Raw genomic sequence first — 16,982 nt, forward strand, 5'->3', positions numbered from 1 at the left:
CACCGGTCGCTTGCGCGCTGCTTGTCGGGGGCTGTTGCCAGCTCATGCAAAGCCAGGTAGCCAGGCGCTCTGCTGCCGTGTCGTGACGGGTTCCAGGGTGCCTTGAAAGAGGGCTTCGATCACCGGTGGTTCTCGCCAGCGTTCATTCATGAACATCAGTCCGACTTCTTCGACCAGTGCGCCTTTCCAGTAGTGGTTGGCGATTTCATCCAGCGTCGTCAGGCTCAGGCTGTGCGGCAGGCGAAGGTAGTCCAGCCAGCTGGAATCGTGAAACGAGCAGACGTAAGTTCCTTTGCTGTGGGCGCGCGTGAGGACCTTGCCGAAGACGCGGCTGGGATGCTTGGCGAGAAAAGTCTCCGCATCGACCCGCGTGGCAAAGAGCAGGACGGCGTGCAGGCGGCTCGGGAAGTGCGGGTAGAGCCGTTGGCGAAAATACTCGAGGTGGTATTCGGCGAAGTAGTTCTGAACCGGCGTGATCCGGTCTCCAGGGAGCGATTCGCCAAAGGGGTTGCCGACCAGGATGTCCCACCCCGGCAGCTCGGCATCTGCGTCCAGCCAGGCGTATAGCTCGAGGGTGGCGCTGTCGTTGAGCAGATGATCCATGAGCCTGATGGCAGTCAGCGCGATCAGCCGGTCCGACTGATCGGCGCCGTGTGTGCGGCAGCCGTTTGCAGCCGCGCGTCTGCCGCCGCTGGACGTGGATCCCGGCCGTCGTCAGACGCTTCCGACACCCGGCTGTGCTGTTGAGGACGGGAGGACGGCGGCTGGCTCACCTGTCGCGACCGAACTTCTCGATCAGCTGGCCCAGCTTTGCACTACGCTGACGAGCGAGCAGTTCAGCCTCGCGCTGCAGCTTGCGTTGCTCGGCCTGTTTTTTCAGGCGTTCCTTGATCAATTCCGAGGCGTGCGAGCGATGTGTCGGCGTCACTTCATCGGCGGGGTTGCCGTCGAGGTCTACGCGAACCGCCGCCTTCTCAATGGTCTTGAGGTAGCGTAGCGAGTGCGTGTGGATTCCCAGTGCAACACGCAAGGGCTTGCGCTCAATGGCTGGAAGCCGCGTCATGAGCTGCTTGTCGATGCCGATCGCCAGTGGCAGGCAGTCACGGAAGACCGGGAACTGCGCCTGCAAGTCCTTCAATAACTGGCGTGCATTCTGGCCTGGCAGCGGGTTGGGGGTGGAGGTATTCATGGATGGCGTCATGCGGCAAAGGGTAATCGGGATCTCGGCGGTCAGCGGATCGGCCTGACGTATCTTACATTGGTCTCGCCGGTTTCTCTTCGCTTTGGGCAAGTTGTTGCCGGCTGGAGCGCGGCGCTCGCACGAAGCGCAACGGTGCTGTGCGCCTGACCAGTCGGCCGCCGCGGGGTCTTCGGAAATCAGAAATGAATGCCGCGCATCATCTGCGAGAACGCGATCTGGTCAGCCGTCTGCGGCACAGGCTTGTCCGGTTTGTGCGACGCCGCGCTGGAATCGGTGAACATCCGGAAGCTGGTGTTCATCACGATCTGGGCTACTTTTGGTGTCAGGGAATGGAGCAGGGCGCCGAAGATGCCCAGTCGCGTAGCAATGCGTACCGGTTTGTGGATGATCGCTTCAACCACCAGGTCGGCGGCTTCTTCGGGCGACAGCGTCGGCACCTGATCGTAGATCTTGGTTGGTGCGATCATCGGTGTCCGGACCAGTGGCATGTTGATGGTGGTGAACTCGATGCCGCGATCGGCAAACTCGGAGGCGGCGCAACGTGCCCAGGCGTCCATCGCGGCTTTCGAGGCGACGTAGGCCGAGAAGCGTGGGGCATTGGTCAGGACGCCGATAGATGAGATGTTGATCACCTGTCCCTTGCGTTTGGCGATCATTCCGGGCAGAAAGCCCATGGTCAGCCGCAAGGCACCGAAGTAGTTCACTTCCATGGTCCGTTCGAAATCGTGGAAACGATCGAACGAGTTCTCGATACCGCGGCGAATCGACCGCCCGGCGTTGTTGACCAGGATGTCGACGCCGCCGTGTTCTTCGTTCAGGAATTTGACGAAGGCGTCGCATTGCTGAGGATCGGCGATGTCTACCGCGTGCGTGATCAGCCGCAGACCGGCCGCCTCGAACTCGGCGCGAGTCTCATCGAGAGTCTTCGGGTCGCGGGCAATGGTGACGGCAATCGCTCCGGCCTCGGCCAGCTTGCGAACGGTGGCCTTGCCGATTCCCGACGAGCCGCCGGTGACCACTACGACCTTGCCTTCGACCTTGCCGCGCAGGGTGCGATCAATGAACAGATCCGGGTCGAGGTGACGCTCCCAGTAGTCCCACAGACGCCAGGCGTAGCTATCGAGCGGCGGTACGACGATGGCGGTGCCTTTCAGCGCTCGCTGTGTTTCGCGGCAATCGAAGCGGGTCGGGTAGTTGATGAAATCGAGAATGTCGTCGGGCAGGCCGAGATCCTTCATCACCGCGTTGCGAATGCGTCGCACCGGCGTCAGCGCGAACATCGCCTTGCGCACCGAGCGCGGAATGAAGCCGAGCAGCGCGGCGTTGATGCGCATCGCCATTTCCGGTGCGTGCGCCGCGCGCGCAAAGGTGTTGAGCAGATCGCCAACGCGCATCGGCGTCGGATCGGTGAGGTGGAAACAATGGCCATCTTCGTTATTGAGGTGCGCGATGTGGTCCATCGCGGCGACCACGAAGTCGACCGGTACGACGTTGATGCGCCCGCCTTCGAGGCCGATGGTCGGCATCCAGGAGGGGAGGGCCCTGCGGATCTTCTGGATCAGCTTGAAGAAGTAGTAAGGGCCATCGATCTTGTCCATTTCGCCGGTACGCGAGTCGCCGACGACGATCGCCGGGCGGAAGACGCGCCACGGGATCGAGCACTCCTTGCGCACGATGGCTTCGGAATCGTGCTTGGTGCGAAAGTAGGGGTTGTCGAGGTTCTCCGCCTCGTCGAACATGTCTTCGCGAAACAGTCCTTCGTACAGTCCGGCCGCGGCGATCGAGCTGACCAGGTGGAAGCGCTTGGCGCCGATTCCCTCGGCCAGCCGTACGGTGTTGCGGGTGCCGTCCACATTGGCGCGCTGCTGGTCCTCGGCGCTGGCTTTGAGATCATAAACGGCGGCAAGATGGAAGAAGTGGTCGACCTTGCCTTTCAGCTTGCGAACATCGGCTTTGGAAACTCCCAGATCAGCTTGCGTCAGGTCGCCGACGATGGGGATAACGCGCGTATCGTCGCCGCCCCAGTAGTCATACACGTCCTGGAGTTTCGCCAGTTCAAGGCTGCGGGTCAGGAAATAGACGACGGTTCCCGGGCGGCTCAACAGTTTCGCGACAAGCCGTTTGCCAATGAAACCGGTGGCGCCGGTAACGAAGTAGTTCATGGTCATTGCTTTCTCCTGAAAGTCATCGCCTTCTCATGCCCTCCGTATTTGCTAGACTGCAAGCATCTAGAGGTGATCACCTAGGCATTTAGTGTGCGTCCTCTAGACATTGTCACTAGACTGGCTTTCCAGGGCAAGCGAAAAGCTTGTTGACCTTTTTTGTTACTACGTTCAAGGAGATGAAGATGGGCAAGAAACTCAAAGCACTGGCGGGTGACGCGACCGAAAGCCAGCTGGCATCGACGGTCAAGGACTCCGCCCAGCAGATCTGGCTGGCTGGCCTCGGGGCTTTTGCCAAGGCGCAGGAAGAAGGTGGCAAGGTGTTCGACGCGCTGGTCAAGGAAGGCGAGAACATTCAGTCGAAGACGCGCAAGATGACCGATGAAAAAATCGCCCAGGTTGCCGGCAAGGCAACAGGAACCTGGGATCGCCTTGAGCAGGTGTTCGAGGATCGCGTGGCGCGGGCTTTGGGGAGCCTCGGTGTACCGAGCAAGCAGGATATCGACAAGCTGTCCAGGCGCGTGGTCGAACTGAGCGCTGCCGTACAGGCTCTGACGGAAGGGAAGTCCGCTCCGAAAGCTGTGGCCAAGCCGGCAGCGAAGGCAGCTTCGCCAGTGGCCAAACCCGCAGCTGCAGTGGCCAAGACGGCGGCAGTTGCCAAGCCGGCTGCCGCGAGAGCCACCACGCGCAAGCCCGCTGTTCGCCGGCCTGCTGCCAAGGCCGTAGCCGCGGTAACACCGGCTGATGTGCTGAATACCATTCCCAAGAGCAGCGAGTAATCCGCTCTGCGGCGGTCGGCCTGGAAACCGCATGCTCGGTGACCAGAGACCGGCGTTCGCTGGCGGGTGCGTTGCCCTCCCACCCGGGAGGGCGCGCAGCAGGCGGGTGTTGACGCGAAGGTGCCAGGCGGCGGGGTCCGACGTTGCCAAAGACGGTGCTTTCTTGGATAGAGGGCTGCGCTATGGTTGCTCCAGGCAGGCGTTCGAAGATCGGGCTGGCGCTCGCCGGCGGTGGTCCGGTCGGCGGCATTTATGAAGTCGGTGCGATGGCTGCGCTGGCCGAGGCACTTGAGGGTGTCGACTTCACCGCCTTCGACATTTATGTCGGCGTCAGTTCTGGTGCCTTTATTTCCGCGGCCGTCGCCAATGGGATGGGGCCTGCTGCGTTGGCGCGGATGCTCGTTGAGAACGATGCCGATGCGGTATTCGACCCGGGAATGCTCCTGCGTCCAGCCGTCGGTGAGTATGTCCGACGCGCCCTGTCGGTGCCGGCACTGTTCTGGTCGTCGTTGCGACAGTATCTGTCCGATCCGTGGCACCTTCGTTTGGTCGAGGCGTTTCAAGGGCTCAGCCATGCGATCCCGACCGGCGTGTTCAACAATGCCGGAATCGACGAACTGCTCAGCAAGCTGTTTTCGACCGGCGGGCGAAGCAACGATTTTCGCGAGCTAAAACATCGACTATTCCTTGTGGCGACCGATCTCGACACCGGCGAATCGGTTGCTTTCGGGTCTGCGGGCCATGATCAGGTGCCGATTTCTGTGGCGGTGCAGGCGAGCGCTGCTTTACCCGGCTTGTTTCCGCCGGTCAGGATCGGTGAGCGGTATTTTGTCGACGGTGCCTTGATCAAGACCCTGCATGCTTCGGTTGCGCTGCACGAAGGCGCCGAATTGGTGATCTGCATCAACCCTTTGGTGCCATTCGATGCGCGCCTGGCTGCCAAGCATCCGTCACCTGAGCATTCGACGCCAGTGCCGGCACACCTGGTCGACGGGGGCTTGCCGGTGGTCCTGTCGCAGACCTTTCGCGCCATCATTCACTCACGGTTGCGCACGGGTATGGATCGCTACCGGCTTGAGTTCGAGGGCGCCGATGTGGTGTTGTTCGAGCCGACGCGTGATGATGCAGAGATGTTCTTTACCAACGTCTTCAGCTATCGCGACCGTAGCCGCCTCTGCGAGCACGCGTATCAGCGCACCCGTAGCGAGCTGTACCGGCGTCGCCACGAGCTGCAACCGATTTTCGCGCGTCACGCTATTCATTTGAACCTCGGGGTGCTCAAGGACCACAGCCGGTCCCTTTTGTCACACAAACGCCGTCCGGATCTGGCGACCAGCGCTAGCGCGCTGGATTCCTCGTTAACCGATCTCGAGGCTTGGCTGGCGGCGCAACAGGGGTGACCTCTCGGGCCCGACGGCGGGTTTTTCGCAGGCGGCATTCCCTGGCTTTTCCGGCAGTGATATGCTGGTCGCTCGCAACAATCAGGATCACGGCGGGAACCTGATGGAAAAGAAACCGAAGCGGCGAACACGCGAACGAATCATCGAGACCAGCCTGCGGCTGTTCAATGATTTTGGCGAGCCGAACGTGACAACGACGGTCATTTCAGACGAGATGAACATCAGCCCCGGCAACCTCTACTACCACTTCCATAACAAGGACGAGATCATCGAGGCGATCTTCGCGGCCTTCGAGCAAGAAATCGAGGAAACGCTGGCCGCACCGACACGCCGCTTGGCCAACGTGGAGGACGTCTGGCTTTTTCTGCATCTGCTGTTCGAGCAGATCTGGAAGTATCGTTTCTTTTACCGTGATCTCAACGATCTGCTGACGCGCAATCGAGTGCTCGAAATTCACTTCAAGCAGATCATGGCGCACAAGGTGCACACGGCGACAATCCTCTGCGAGGGCTTGGTGTCGACCGGTGCCATGCGGGCAACGACCGAGGAACTGCGTGCGCTGGCGACGAACATGGCGGTGATCGCCAGCTACTGGCTGTCCTTCGAGTACACCTGCGATCCGCGAGGCAAGGTCGAGAGTGGTCGAATCGGGCGTGGCGTGTATCAGGTGATGGCGATGGTTTCGCCGTTTCTGCGTGATGAGTCGAAAGGGCTGCTCGACAAGCTGTCACGGGAGTACGTGAAACCGTAGTTGAATGCTGCCCGTGGCCTTGCCATTATCTGGAGCAAAAGCAATGGCGTGGAAGAAGTTTCCGTATCCTGACCAGGCCTATGCCTATCCCGGCGTGGCCTTGCAGAAGAGCTGGGCGCGCCTGCATCGTGGCGATTGTGAGCCCTTCCCCGACGATCCGAAGGTGCAGGATGCCTGGCGCAGTTATCACGCCGGTGATTTTGGCAAAGCGGTAGAGACCGGCCTCGGCTGTGGCATCACCGGCTACAACGCGGCCAACAAGGCTGCCGCGATCTATGCCAATTACCTGGAGACGAATGACGAGCGCAAGTGCAGCCTGTTGCTGGAAGTCGCCCGGCGTTGCGAGGAGCAGCAGGAAAAGACACCGCACGACGCCAATGCGTGGTATCTCCATGCCTATGCCCTCGGGCGCCACAGCCAGAGCATCTCGGTGGTCAAGGCGCTGGCGCAAGGGTTGGGGGGCAAGATAAAACACAGCCTGACGCAGGCACTGGAGATCGAGCCCAGGCACGCCGACGCGCATGTCGCTTTGGGCGCTTATCACGCCGAGGTGATCGACAAGGTCGGCTCGCTGGTCGGCGGGCTCACCTACGGGGCCAAGAAGAGCACCGGCAACGAGCTTCTCGAAGCCGCTCTCAAGCTCAATCCGGATTCCGCGATCACCCGCATCGAGTACGCGAATGCGCTGGTGATGATGTTCGGCAAGGCGAAAATGAAGGAGGCCGAGAGGCTCTACCGGGAAGCCGCGGCCTTCGCAGCAAGGGACGCGATGGAACGCCTGGATGTCGCAGTGGCAAAGGCCGAGCTGGCGGATTGAGACCTTGCCCCACGTCAACGTCAGGCGTCGTGTACGGCGGGCGAGGGATGTTACGGGATGCGGCGGGGCGGCAGCTGGCTGGTAGCTAGGGCACCATTCACTATTCGCCGGAAAACATGGCCAGCCCGTCGCTCCCGGTTTGGCTCAATGACCGGGCAAGGCAGCGAGGTCTTCTGCGACAGCTTCGGGATCGCCAAGTCGATCCGGGGGTTCCAGCAGGACCAGCCAGAGCAGTTTTTCAAACTCGCCAGCGAAGCGATCGACGATGTTCTGGGGATCGTCAACCCTGTTCTTGTCGGTGATGACGCCAAATTGTACCTGGCCGTTGTAGGAGAGGATGCTGACTCCCATGCCGATCTCGCCTGCCTGCGGAACCCACACCAGCTGCTGGTCGATCTTGCTGCCGGCAAAGTAGCGAGGGCCTGGTGGGCCGGGGACGTTGGTCATCACTGCGGTGGTCTTGCCGGCTAGCAACTTGAGCAGCTGCTCTTCGACGAAGGGGGGTGCCATGCCGGCCGCGCCGAGGAGGGCAAAGGTCAGCATCGCCTGATACGAGCCCTTCAGGGCTTCCATCCGGGCACGCGTGACATACAGCCTGGCCAACGGATTTTCGGTACCGACCGGTAGTTCGAGCGCGACGAGGCCGAAGCGGTTGCCGAGATCCTCCGGGTCGTCGGGCGCACGCAGATTGACCGGGACCATGACGCGGATTTCGGTGGCGGCCAGCGGGTCGCCTTTGGCCACCAGGTAGCCGCGCAAAGCTCCTGCGACCGAACAGAGCAGAGTGTCGTTTACCGAGCAGCCGAGCGCCTTGCCGACGGCCTTGATGTCGGCCAGGGAGATCGGCTCGGACCAGGCCACGCGTTTGACCGTTCCTGGTCTGCCCTTGAAGCGTGTCGGGCTGTCGCTCGGCAGCAGGGCGAGTTTGCCGATCTCCTGGGTGATCGCCCCGGCCACGCGGAGGTAGTTCTGGATCGCCCCCGGTGCACTGCGCAGGCCGCAGTAGTGTCCCCAAAGATAGCCCCCAACGCCTATCAGCTTCTCGGCGACGCCGGTGACGGGTTCAAGGATCATCCGCCAGAAGGCGTCATCTGGAGCGTTTCCTTCAGCGTCAGCGTAGCCGTGGGCAGGGGCAGTTGTGCCGGTGACGGCCTGATAGCCACCCTCCTCCGGGGCATCTGCTCGGTCGTCAGTAAGCGCATTCATGACACCGATGAGGGCGATGCCGTCGGCAATCGCGTGATGGATGCGAACGACCAGTGCCGAGTTGCCGTTGGCCATTTCGACGAGGGTGAATTCCCATCGCGGGCGTGCCGGGTTGAGCGGAGAACTGGCAGTTTCGGCGACGAACTTCTGCAACTCGGATTTCCCGCAGGGAGCAGGGAGTAGCGAGTGACGTACGTGCAGATCGATGTCGAAGTCGGGGTCGTCGACCCACCACGCGCCTTCGGCGTCGAGGTTCGCGATCTGCCTGAAGCGCCGGTAACGCAGTAGGCGATGGATGACGGTGCGCTTGAAGCGCTCGGCGTCCATCCGGCCGACGAAGATCATGACGCCGAGGATCTGCATCAGGTTTTCCGGCCGGTCCATGCGTAGCCAGGCGGTGTCGACGTGGGAAACTCTTTCGCCAGAGCTCATCGCCTGGGCTCCCGGAGAAAATGGCAGGGCCATATAATAGCAAGCCGTTCCATCGCATCATCGACCGGAGGATTCAACGTGAGTGACCCGCAAACCCAGTTCGCTGCGGCAGTTGCCAGTTCGAAGACGCTCAGCGAGCGTCCGGACAATGCCTCTTTGCTGAAGCTCTATGCCCTCTACAAGCAGGCAAGCGACGGCGACGTCGAGGGCCGGCGCCCAGGTTTTACCGACATGCTTGGTCGCGCCAAGCACGACGCCTGGGCGGCACTCAAGGGCATCACATCTGCCGATGCGATGGCGCAGTACGTGGCCTTGATCGACCGCTTGAAGACTGGCTGAGTTCACCACTTGCCGGCGCGCGCGGCCAGGTTTTTCAGGCCGGGAAGTTCTCATCGAAGAACTTGTGGACTTCGCGCTCGATGCTCGGCTTGAGCGCGAAAAGCAGGAATCCGAGATGGATGTCGAGCGTCACTTCCTGCTTGTCGACCGCCAACTCGCCGCTGACGCCTGACCTCTCGAATCTCATGACGTCACCGTCCCAGGCGTAGTCCAGGTCGAACTCGTCTTTCAATTCGGACGCCATGTGCTCGGCCGAAGCACGGGCTTCAGTGGGGGTTTTGCCGTGCTGACGGCGAATGTGGATGTCACTCATCGGAAGGGTCCAGTAATGTTAGCCCAGTTCGGCGCAGAGGGAGCGGAACGCCGCGTAGCGGCGGGGGTCGATGTCGCCGTGCTCGAGCGCCGCATGGACGCTGCAGTCAGGCTCGCGATCATGCCGGCAGTTACGGAACCGACAGCTGCCAAGTAGCGGACGCAGTTCGAGAAACGCCAGTGCGATATCCTCTGGCGACAGATGGTGCAGGCCGAACTCGGTCAGTCCGGGCGAGTCGATCAGTGCCGAGGCTATTCCGAGATGATAGAGCCTGGCGTGTGTCGTGGTGTGCTTGCCGGTGTTGAGTGCCTGCGAGATCTCGCGCGTTTTCGCCCCAGCGTCGGGGATCAGGGCGTTGATCAGGGTTGATTTGCCCATTCCCGATTGACCGATCAGCAGGCTGACGTGATTTGCGAGATAGGGCAACAGCTGGTCGCTGTCTTGGCGCGCGCACAGCTTCACTACTCGGTAGCCAAGCTTCGCGTACTGCGCCAGTGCCGCGCTGGCTGCTGCCACCCGGTCGCTCAGGTCGCACTTGTTGAGCACGATCAGAACCTCGATGTCCTGATTCTCCGCGGCGACGATACAGCGGGAGACCAGCTCGTCGCAAAACGAAGGTTCGGTGGCGACGACGATGACGACCTGCGTGACGTTCGCCGCAATCAGTTTCTGCTTGAAGTGGTCGGACCGATAGAGCAGGGTTCGGCGCGCGTCGATCGAGCAGATCACGCCCTGATTGGCGCTCGTTTGCTGGATCGTGACCCGGTCGCCGCAAGCCAGATCGCTTTTCTTGGCACGCGGAAAGCAGAGCAGCACGACGCCGTCGGACAGTTCGACCCGGTACTGCCTGCCGTAAGCGGCGACAACGGTGCCGGCGAGTGTCAAATCCTTGCCAAAGCCTCGATTTTGGCTGCGCAGATGAAGTCGTTACGCGACAGGCCGCCGACCTCATGCGTGCTGTAGTTGACCCTGACCCGGCCGTAGCCGACCTCCAGGTCCGGGTGGTGATCTTCGCGTTCAGCGAGGCCGGCGACGGTGTTGACGAAGAGCAGTGCGGCGGCATAACTGGCAAAGGTGAAGTCCTTCTGAAGGATTCCCTGTTCGGTGATCTTCCAGCCGGGCAGGCAGATCAGCAGGGCAGAACTCCGGGACAGATCCAGCAACGGTTCGCCGCCGCGCAAGGGGCGGCAATGTTCGAGAGCGAGCTCATGAGCGGTCGTCATGCTGGGCGATCCTCCGGTGTGCGAGTCATGCCTGCGCCTGCTGCAGGCGGGCTATGCGTAGCGCGGCGGGTGGATGGGAGTCGTAGAAAAGCGAATGCAGCGGGTCTGGTGTCAGCGTTGCGGCATTGTCTTCGTAAAGCTTGACCAGTGCTGTCACCAGATCGTTCGCCGAGGCGTTCTCGGCTGCGTAACGGTCGGCTTCAAACTCGTCGCGGCGTGATAACAGGCTCAGCAACGGTGTCAGCAAGAAAGTGAAAACTGGGCCGACCAGGAAGAACAGGATGAGCGCCAGTGCGGTGTTCTGGGTGTCCACGCCGAGACCGTTGAAGAACCAGTTGGCATTGATCAGCTGGCCGAGGACGGCGAGAAAACAGAGTGACATCGCAAACAGCATGCAGATCCTTTTGAGTACGTGCCGGTGTTTGAAGTGACCCAGTTCGTGCGCCAGCACGGCTTCGACTTCGACCGGTCGCAGGCGACCGAGCAGGGTGTCGAAGAAGACGATGCGCTTGGTCTTGCCAAAGCCAGTGAAATAAGCGTTGCCGTGGCTCGAGCGCTTCGAGCCGTCCATCACGAACAGGCCGGAGCTGGCAAAGCCGCAGCGTAGCAATAGCGCCTCGACACGGGTCCTGAGTTGGGCATCGTCGAGGGCGACGAATTTGTTGAACAGTGGCGCGATCCAGGTCGGGTAGATGAGCAGAATGAGCAGGTTGAAGACGCACCAGAAGAGCCAGACGTAAAACCACCACAGGTCCCCCATCGTGTCCATCAGCCAGAGTACCGCGAGCAGCACCGGGGCGCCGATGGCCACGGCAAGCGCTGCCTGTTTCAGGAGGTCGGCGACAAAGAGCTTGAGGGTCATGCGGTTGAAGCCGAACGCTTCTTCTATGACGAACTGATGATAGAGCGCGAGAGGCAAATCAACGAGGGCAGAAATCAGTAGCACGCTGAAGATCAGTGCGACGCCGTAAGGCAAGCCGTCGAGCTGTGTCGACCAGAACTCGTGCAGGGCTTGCAGGCCACCACCCAGCGTGAAGGCAAGTAGAACCGCCACCTCGATGGCGAGGCCGTATCTGCCCACGCGCGTGCGTGCGACGGCATAATCCGCGGCCTTCTGGTGAGCAGTGAGTTCGATTCGGCCAGCAAAGCTTCCGGGAACCGTCGCCCGGTGGGCGATGACATGCGAAATCTGTCGCCCGGCCAGCCAGAGACGCAAGGCGCACATCGCCAGCAAGGCGGCAAGGAAGGCGAAGGAGAAAGTATTAGCCATATGAGTGTGACACAATGCCATTTTTACGGATTCAGGCAGATTATATGGCACAGGATGCAAATCACCTCGTGTGGCTGGATATGGAAATGAGTGGCCTCGAACCTGAGCGCGACCGTATCATCGAAGTGGCGATGGTCGTTACCGATAGCCAGCTGATGACGGTTGTTGAATCACCCGTGTGGGTAGTGCATCAGGACGACGCTTGCCTGGACGCGATGGACGAGTGGAACCGGAAAACCCATGGTCGCTCGGGCCTGATTGACCGGGTCCGGGCGTCGACGCTCGACGAAGTCGCCGTGGAAGCCGCAGCGCTGGCCTTCATGCAGGAATACGTGCCACAGGCGGCCAGCCCACTGTGCGGCAACTCGATCGGCCAGGACCGCCGATTCATGGTGAAATACATGCCACGGCTCGAAGCCTGGTTTCATTACCGCAACCTGGATGTCAGCACGCTGAAGGAGCTGTGTCGGCGCTGGAAACCTGAAGTGGCGAAGGGTTTCGTCAAGAAGGCTGAGCACACGGCGCTGGCCGACATCCGCGAGTCGATCGAGGAGATGAAGTATTACCGTGAGCACTTCATCAGGCTTTGAGAATGCAGTGGCCGGCGCACCTCTGTTGGTGCTCGCTTAGCGGCCGGTTCGGCCCGCTGTTCGCGGCTCGCCGGTAGAGCCTCAGCTTTTCCGTATCACGACGGTCGCCAGGGCGCCCTCCCTCCCATATTTGCTGCCAACTGCCATTCCTGCGCGCGCCGTGGATCAGCAGCAAGTTGCATTTCTTGCCAGCCGCGGACTCCGCCGCAATGGTTTGTATGCCGTTGAAATAGTCGAGCGAGGCGAGAATGGCATCGGCGACGCTCGTGCTGGCGATGCAGCCGTGCGGCTCGGGAAGCGCTTTGGCCAGTGCTGCAGAAACCGGGCGGTAGGTTTTTCCGTAGTCAATCCATGGCATCCAGAGCGTTGCGATTAACAGCCAGAAGAGGGTCAGGCCGGCCATCCAGTGCATGATTCCGCGCATCGGGGAGCGTGGACTGGTGGCGATCAGCCAAACCCAGACCAGCGTTCCGAGGAGGGCGAGGGTCGTGTTGGCAAGACTGAACTGGCCGACGAACCCGGGTTCCAGCCGAGAGGCCTGCCGCGCGAGCCTCTCCGGCCAGCCGACCACCATGGCCGACCAGCCGATCCAGGCGAGCAGGGCAAAGAAGCTGAAAGTGATCATGTTGAACCAGTCGAACGCGTTCGCTGCCCCTCTGCGCATGGAGGTGACGCCCGGGACGGCGAGGAGGACCAGCGGCGGAAGCAGCAGCAAGGCTGGCGCACTACGTGCGTCCAGGTAGATGCTGATCGTGGCCAGGGTCAGCACGAACGCCCAAATCGGCAAGGCGAGGGGGAGCGTCCGCAAATGTCGACGCTTCGCCCACAGTGCCCAGCCGGCGAGAGGGAGGGCGGGCCACGCATACCAGGGCAGCAATGTCAAAAAACGCAGCAGGCTGAGCAGGGGTTGCGTATTGCCGCCAAGCTGAGCCAGTTCGCTCTGCCAGTAGGCTGCCAGGAACTCGGGGGAGGTGACGTGCAAAGCGGCCAGCCAGATGCCAGCAAAGGCGCCGGCAAGCAACAGCGATCCGAGCAGCATCAGCGTCGATTGTTGGCGGTTCTCGGAGCGCCAGGCGACAAAGCCTGCCACAGGCAGAAGCGGGAGCATCGGTGCCAGACCGTTGGCGAGGAAGCCGAGACCCAGCGCCGACCCGAAGCAGCAAGCGCCACGCAACGGCCGCCGGGGCATCTGGGTCAGGCCCCAATAGGCAGCTGTGTGGGCGGTCAACGTAGCCAACATCGGTTGCGCTTCGTGCGCGTGGAACAGAAAGCCAATGCTGCCTGCCAGAATGAGGGGAGCAGCCGGCGCCTGTTCGCGGCCGTGAAGTTCGCGTGCGGCGAGGTAGATGAAAGTAAGGGAGAGCAGGGTGAACACGCCGCTGGCCAGCCGTGCTGCCTCATGTACAGGCAATGCCCAGGCAAACAGGTGGCCGCTCGCTGCTGCCACCCAATAGTGCAGGGGGGCGTCAGGGTAGGGGCGGCCAGCAAGCCCTAAGGTCAACCAGTTGCCGTTCACCACCAGGTCATAGACGACGCCAATGGTGACTGCGTCGTCGTTTTTCCACGGGTCGTGGCCAGTCAAGCCGGTAAAGATGTAAAGGGCGAGCAGCACCGCCAAGGTCCAGCCGCTGGGGGGCAGCTGGATCCCCTTGAAGCGAGAATGCTTCGCCTGCGCTGGCATCTCGAAACGAGTACTCATGCTGTTTTTCTGCCGAGGGAAATGAAAAAGGCAGCCATGCGGCTGCCCTTTCTACCGACTCCGGTTGACCCCGCAGAGTTGGCCTAAGCGGACTTGCGCATTGAGCCGTATTTCTGGTTGAATTTCTCGACGCGTCCAGCAGTATCGATAATCTTCTGCTTGCCTGTGTAGAAGGGATGGCAGGCCGCGCATACTTCGACGTGCAGGGGTTTGTGCATCGTCGATTTGGTGGTGAAGGCGTTGCCGCAGGAACAGGTCACCGCGAGTTCTTTGTACGCAGGATGGATGTTGGCTTTCATCTGGTGCTAGTCCTGTATGTGAGATCACTCAGCGCGCCGTCAAGAGAGCGGGGCGAAGTGTGACACTTCTGTATAAAACGATAATTATCGGCTATTTTTCGACCATCTGCAATCGCCTGGCCAGCGGCATGTTGATCAGCGGCGCATCGAGTCGAAAAACTCGGCGTTGTTCTTGGTCGCCTTGATCTTGTCGAGCAGGAATTCCATCGCTTCAAGATCGTCCATGTTGTATAGCAGCTTGCGCAGAACCCACATTTTTTGCAGCACATCCGGTTTGAGCAGGAGTTCCTCGCGGCGGGTGCCCGAGCGATTGACGTTGATCGCCGGATAGACGCGTTTCTCCGCCATGCGGCGATCAAGGTGGATCTCCATGTTGCCGGTACCCTTGAACTCTTCGTAGATCACGTCGTCCATGCGGCTACCGGTATCGATCAGTGCGGTGGCTATGATGGTCAGTGAGCCGCCCTCCTCGATGTTCCGTGCGGCGCCGAAGAAGCGCTTCGGTTTCTGCAGTGCATTGGCATCGACGCCGCCGGTCAGCACCTTGCCTGATGCCGGCTGGACGGTGTTGTAGGCGCGTGCCAGGCGGGTGATCGAGTCGAGCAGGATGACCACGTCCCGCTTGTGCTCGATCAGGCGCTTGGCCTTCTCGATGACCATCTCGGCTACTTGAACGTGGCGTGTGGCTGGTTCGTCAAAGGTTGAAGCGACCACCTCGCCGCGGACCGAGCGCGTCATTTCGGTGACTTCCTCGGGGCGTTCGTCAATCAGCAGTACGATTACCGTCACGTCGGGGTGGTTGGTGGTGATCGCATGTGCGATGTGCTGCATCATGACGGTCTTGCCGCTCTTCGGGCTGGCGACAAGCAGACCGCGTTGGCCTTTGCCGATCGGCGCGATGATATCGATGATGCGACTGGTGATGTTCTCTTCGCCGCGGATATCGCGCTCGAGTTTCATGTGCTCGGCGGGGTGCAGGGGCGTCAGGTTCTCGAAGAGAATCTTGTTCTTCGACGCCTCTGGCGCTTCGCCGTTGATCTTGTCGACCTTGACCAGTGCGAAATAGCGTTCGCCGTCTTTCGGCGTCCGGATTTCTCCCTCGATGGTGTCACCGGTGTGCAAGTTGAAGCGCCTGATCTGGCTCGGGCTGACGTAGATGTCGTCGGTGCTGGCGAGATACGAAGTGTCGGGTGAGCGCAAGAAACCGAAGCCGTCAGACAGCGTTTCGAGTGTGCCGTCGCCGAAAATGCTTTCGCCTTTCCGGGCCTGATTCTTCAGCAGTGCGAAGATCAACTCATGCTTGCGCAGGCGGTTGGCACCTTCAACATTGTTGGTGATCGCCATGTCAAGAAGCTGACTGACATGGAGTGCTTTGAGTTCGGATAGGTGCATGTGCAGGAGACGAAGAAGGGGGAATGCGGGCGCGCCGCGCGTTACCGCGAACGAAACGCGTGCGGAGGAAAGTGCGGCGCAGGGCGGGGAGCTGCTAAAGGGAGAGGGAACCTGAAGGTTCTGCGCGGGCTTGTGAATTTCTGTGGGCCGAATGCAGCAGCCATCGAACCTTCAGCCGAACGGTACCCGCTTCAGAGGCTGCTGTCAATGAAAGTGGTCAGCTGCAACTTTGATAGTGCGCCGACTTTGGTGGCTTCCACTTGGCCGTTCTTGAATATCATCAGCGTCGGAATGCCGCGGATCCCGTAACTGGCGGGCGTCTTCTGATTGTCGTCGATATTCAATTTGACGACCTTGATACGGCCGGCGTAATCGTTCGCGACATCGTCAAGGAGGGGGGCAATCATTTTGCATGGGCCGCACCATTCGGCCCAGTAATCAACCAGGACAGGCAGGTCCGACTGGAGTACTTCGGTGCCAAAACTGGTGTCCGTAACATGATGGATGTGTTCGCTCATTAAGAAGCCTCTTGCGGGAACGGGGATGGAATGCGCAACGTAGGTGGGTGGCATGCCGGATCGAGCTCTGGAGCCGACCGGCCAGCCCCGCAATGCTAGCGAAAAAAACGTTCGAAGGGAAGCTACGGTCTGTCTCGGCCCGGGCAAATAGGCTATAGTGTGGCGCGTGTTGATTTTCAGAATCCAGACAATGACCTACGTCGTAACCGAGAACTGCATCAAGTGTAAATTCACAGACTGTGTTGATGTCTGTCCTGTTGACTGCTTTCACGAGGGGCCGAATTTCCTCGTAATCGACCCTGACGAGTGCATCGATTGCACGCTTTGTGTTCCGGAGTGCCCGGCAGAAGCCATTTATGCCGAGGACGATGTGCCAGACTCCCAGCGCGACTTCGTCGCGCTCAATAGCGAGTTGGCCAAGATCTGGCCGGTGATCACCGAACGCAGCGAGGCATTGGTCGATGCCGACGAGTGGAACAACAAGCCGGACAAGCTGAAATACCTGCAACGGTAAGGACAGTTGTCTGGCCACTGCTTCGTTGGCGACCACCCCGCGATGCGACGCGTGAGTGCTACCTGCACTGAGTGAGC

19 protein-coding genes are annotated in these 16,982 nt (G+C 60.8%); 7 read left to right on the forward strand and 12 right to left on the reverse strand.

Going from position 1 to position 16,982, the window contains the following annotated elements:
• Positions 1-42: 42 nt before the first annotated feature.
• The 3 genes from RUW20_RS19820 to RUW20_RS19830 all read right to left on the reverse strand — a co-directional run bounded on the left by RUW20_RS19820 (position 43) and on the right by RUW20_RS19830 (position 3,363).
• Positions 43-603 carry a hypothetical protein gene (locus tag RUW20_RS19820; protein ID WP_313953944.1) on the reverse strand — a complete coding sequence of 187 codons (561 nt, stop codon included), beginning with the start codon at positions 601-603 and terminating at the stop codon, positions 43-45.
• Positions 604-769: 166 nt separating this feature from the next.
• Positions 770-1,189 (reverse strand): ProQ/FinO family protein, encoded by a 420-nt coding sequence (locus RUW20_RS19825; RefSeq protein WP_313953945.1) that lies wholly within the window; start codon positions 1,187-1,189, stop codon positions 770-772.
• 188 nt (positions 1,190-1,377) lie between these two features.
• Positions 1,378-3,363 carry an SDR family oxidoreductase gene (locus tag RUW20_RS19830; protein ID WP_313954047.1) on the reverse strand — a complete coding sequence of 662 codons (1,986 nt, stop codon included), beginning with the start codon at positions 3,361-3,363 and terminating at the stop codon, positions 1,378-1,380.
• A gap of 185 nt (positions 3,364-3,548) precedes the next feature.
• Here RUW20_RS19830 and RUW20_RS19835 point away from each other — a divergent pair, with 185 nt between their 5' ends.
• From RUW20_RS19835 to RUW20_RS19850, 4 genes are all read left to right on the forward strand, one after another.
• Entirely contained in the window at positions 3,549-4,142 is a 594-nt protein-coding gene (locus RUW20_RS19835; RefSeq protein WP_313953946.1) for a phasin family protein, read from the forward strand.
• 182 nt (positions 4,143-4,324) lie between these two features.
• On the forward strand, positions 4,325-5,542 hold the full coding sequence (locus RUW20_RS19840; RefSeq protein WP_313953947.1) for a patatin-like phospholipase family protein: 1,218 nt from the start codon (positions 4,325-4,327) through the stop codon (positions 5,540-5,542).
• Positions 5,543-5,645: 103 nt separating this feature from the next.
• Positions 5,646-6,293, forward strand: coding sequence for a TetR/AcrR family transcriptional regulator (locus RUW20_RS19845; RefSeq protein WP_313953948.1), 648 nt, complete (start codon positions 5,646-5,648; stop codon positions 6,291-6,293).
• A 43-nt stretch (positions 6,294-6,336) separates the two neighbouring features.
• Positions 6,337-7,110 (forward strand): hypothetical protein, encoded by a 774-nt coding sequence (locus RUW20_RS19850; protein WP_313953949.1) that lies wholly within the window; start codon positions 6,337-6,339, stop codon positions 7,108-7,110.
• Positions 7,111-7,254: 144 nt separating this feature from the next.
• Here the strand turns inward: RUW20_RS19850 and RUW20_RS19855 are convergent, their stop codons facing one another.
• Complete coding sequence (locus RUW20_RS19855) at positions 7,255-8,748, reverse strand: wax ester/triacylglycerol synthase family O-acyltransferase (RefSeq protein WP_313953950.1); 1,494 nt, start codon at positions 8,746-8,748, stop codon at positions 7,255-7,257.
• 78 nt (positions 8,749-8,826) lie between these two features.
• Between RUW20_RS19855 and RUW20_RS19860 the strand changes: the two genes are divergently transcribed.
• Positions 8,827-9,087, forward strand: a complete 261-nt coding sequence (locus RUW20_RS19860) for an acyl-CoA-binding protein (RefSeq protein ID WP_313953951.1) — start codon at positions 8,827-8,829, stop codon at positions 9,085-9,087.
• Between the two features lie 34 nt (positions 9,088-9,121).
• On the opposite strand, the gene RUW20_RS19865 is transcribed toward RUW20_RS19860, so the two are convergent.
• The 4 genes from RUW20_RS19865 to RUW20_RS19880 are packed head-to-tail and all read right to left on the reverse strand — an operon-like array spanning position 9,122 to position 11,893.
• Positions 9,122-9,400, reverse strand: coding sequence for a polyhydroxyalkanoic acid system family protein (locus RUW20_RS19865; protein ID WP_313953952.1), 279 nt, complete (start codon positions 9,398-9,400; stop codon positions 9,122-9,124).
• An 18-nt stretch (positions 9,401-9,418) separates the two neighbouring features.
• Entirely contained in the window at positions 9,419-10,285 is an 867-nt protein-coding gene (gene rsgA / locus RUW20_RS19870; protein WP_313953953.1) for a ribosome small subunit-dependent GTPase A, read from the reverse strand.
• The gene (locus tag RUW20_RS19875) at positions 10,282-10,623 is read right to left on the reverse strand and encodes a 4a-hydroxytetrahydrobiopterin dehydratase (protein WP_313953954.1); all 342 of its coding nucleotides are present in this window, start codon (positions 10,621-10,623) and stop codon (positions 10,282-10,284) included. The genes rsgA and RUW20_RS19875 overlap by 4 nt, the downstream gene beginning before the upstream one ends.
• Positions 10,624-10,648: 25 nt before the next feature.
• Positions 10,649-11,893 (reverse strand): M48 family metallopeptidase, encoded by a 1,245-nt coding sequence (locus RUW20_RS19880; protein ID WP_313953955.1) that lies wholly within the window; start codon positions 11,891-11,893, stop codon positions 10,649-10,651.
• 44 nt (positions 11,894-11,937) lie between these two features.
• Here RUW20_RS19880 and orn point away from each other — a divergent pair, with 44 nt between their 5' ends.
• Positions 11,938-12,483 carry an oligoribonuclease gene (orn, locus tag RUW20_RS19885; RefSeq protein ID WP_313953956.1) on the forward strand — a complete coding sequence of 182 codons (546 nt, stop codon included), beginning with the start codon at positions 11,938-11,940 and terminating at the stop codon, positions 12,481-12,483.
• On the opposite strand, the gene RUW20_RS19890 is transcribed toward orn, so the two are convergent.
• The 4 genes from RUW20_RS19890 to trxA all read right to left on the reverse strand — a co-directional run bounded on the left by RUW20_RS19890 (position 12,473) and on the right by trxA (position 16,391).
• Positions 12,473-14,182, reverse strand: a complete 1,710-nt coding sequence (locus tag RUW20_RS19890) for an ArnT family glycosyltransferase (protein WP_313953957.1) — start codon at positions 14,180-14,182, stop codon at positions 12,473-12,475. The two genes, orn and RUW20_RS19890, sit on opposite strands and share 11 nt — an antisense overlap.
• An 83-nt stretch (positions 14,183-14,265) precedes the next feature.
• The gene (rpmE, locus tag RUW20_RS19895; protein WP_313953958.1) at positions 14,266-14,481 is read right to left on the reverse strand and encodes a 50S ribosomal protein L31; all 216 of its coding nucleotides are present in this window, start codon (positions 14,479-14,481) and stop codon (positions 14,266-14,268) included.
• Between the two features lie 135 nt (positions 14,482-14,616).
• Positions 14,617-15,873 carry a transcription termination factor Rho gene (gene rho, locus RUW20_RS19900; protein WP_186407014.1) on the reverse strand — a complete coding sequence of 419 codons (1,257 nt, stop codon included), beginning with the start codon at positions 15,871-15,873 and terminating at the stop codon, positions 14,617-14,619.
• Between the two features lie 191 nt (positions 15,874-16,064).
• Entirely contained in the window at positions 16,065-16,391 is a 327-nt protein-coding gene (trxA, locus tag RUW20_RS19905; protein WP_313953959.1) for a thioredoxin TrxA, read from the reverse strand.
• Between the two features lie 190 nt (positions 16,392-16,581).
• On the opposite strand from trxA, the gene fdxA reads away from it, so the two are divergent.
• Entirely contained in the window at positions 16,582-16,905 is a 324-nt protein-coding gene (gene fdxA / locus RUW20_RS19910) for a ferredoxin FdxA (protein ID WP_313953960.1), read from the forward strand.
• Positions 16,906-16,982: the final 77 nt, after the last annotated feature.

Source organism: Accumulibacter sp., assembly GCF_032229525.1.
In the GTDB taxonomy this organism is placed as follows: Bacteria; Pseudomonadota; Gammaproteobacteria; order Burkholderiales; family Rhodocyclaceae; genus Accumulibacter.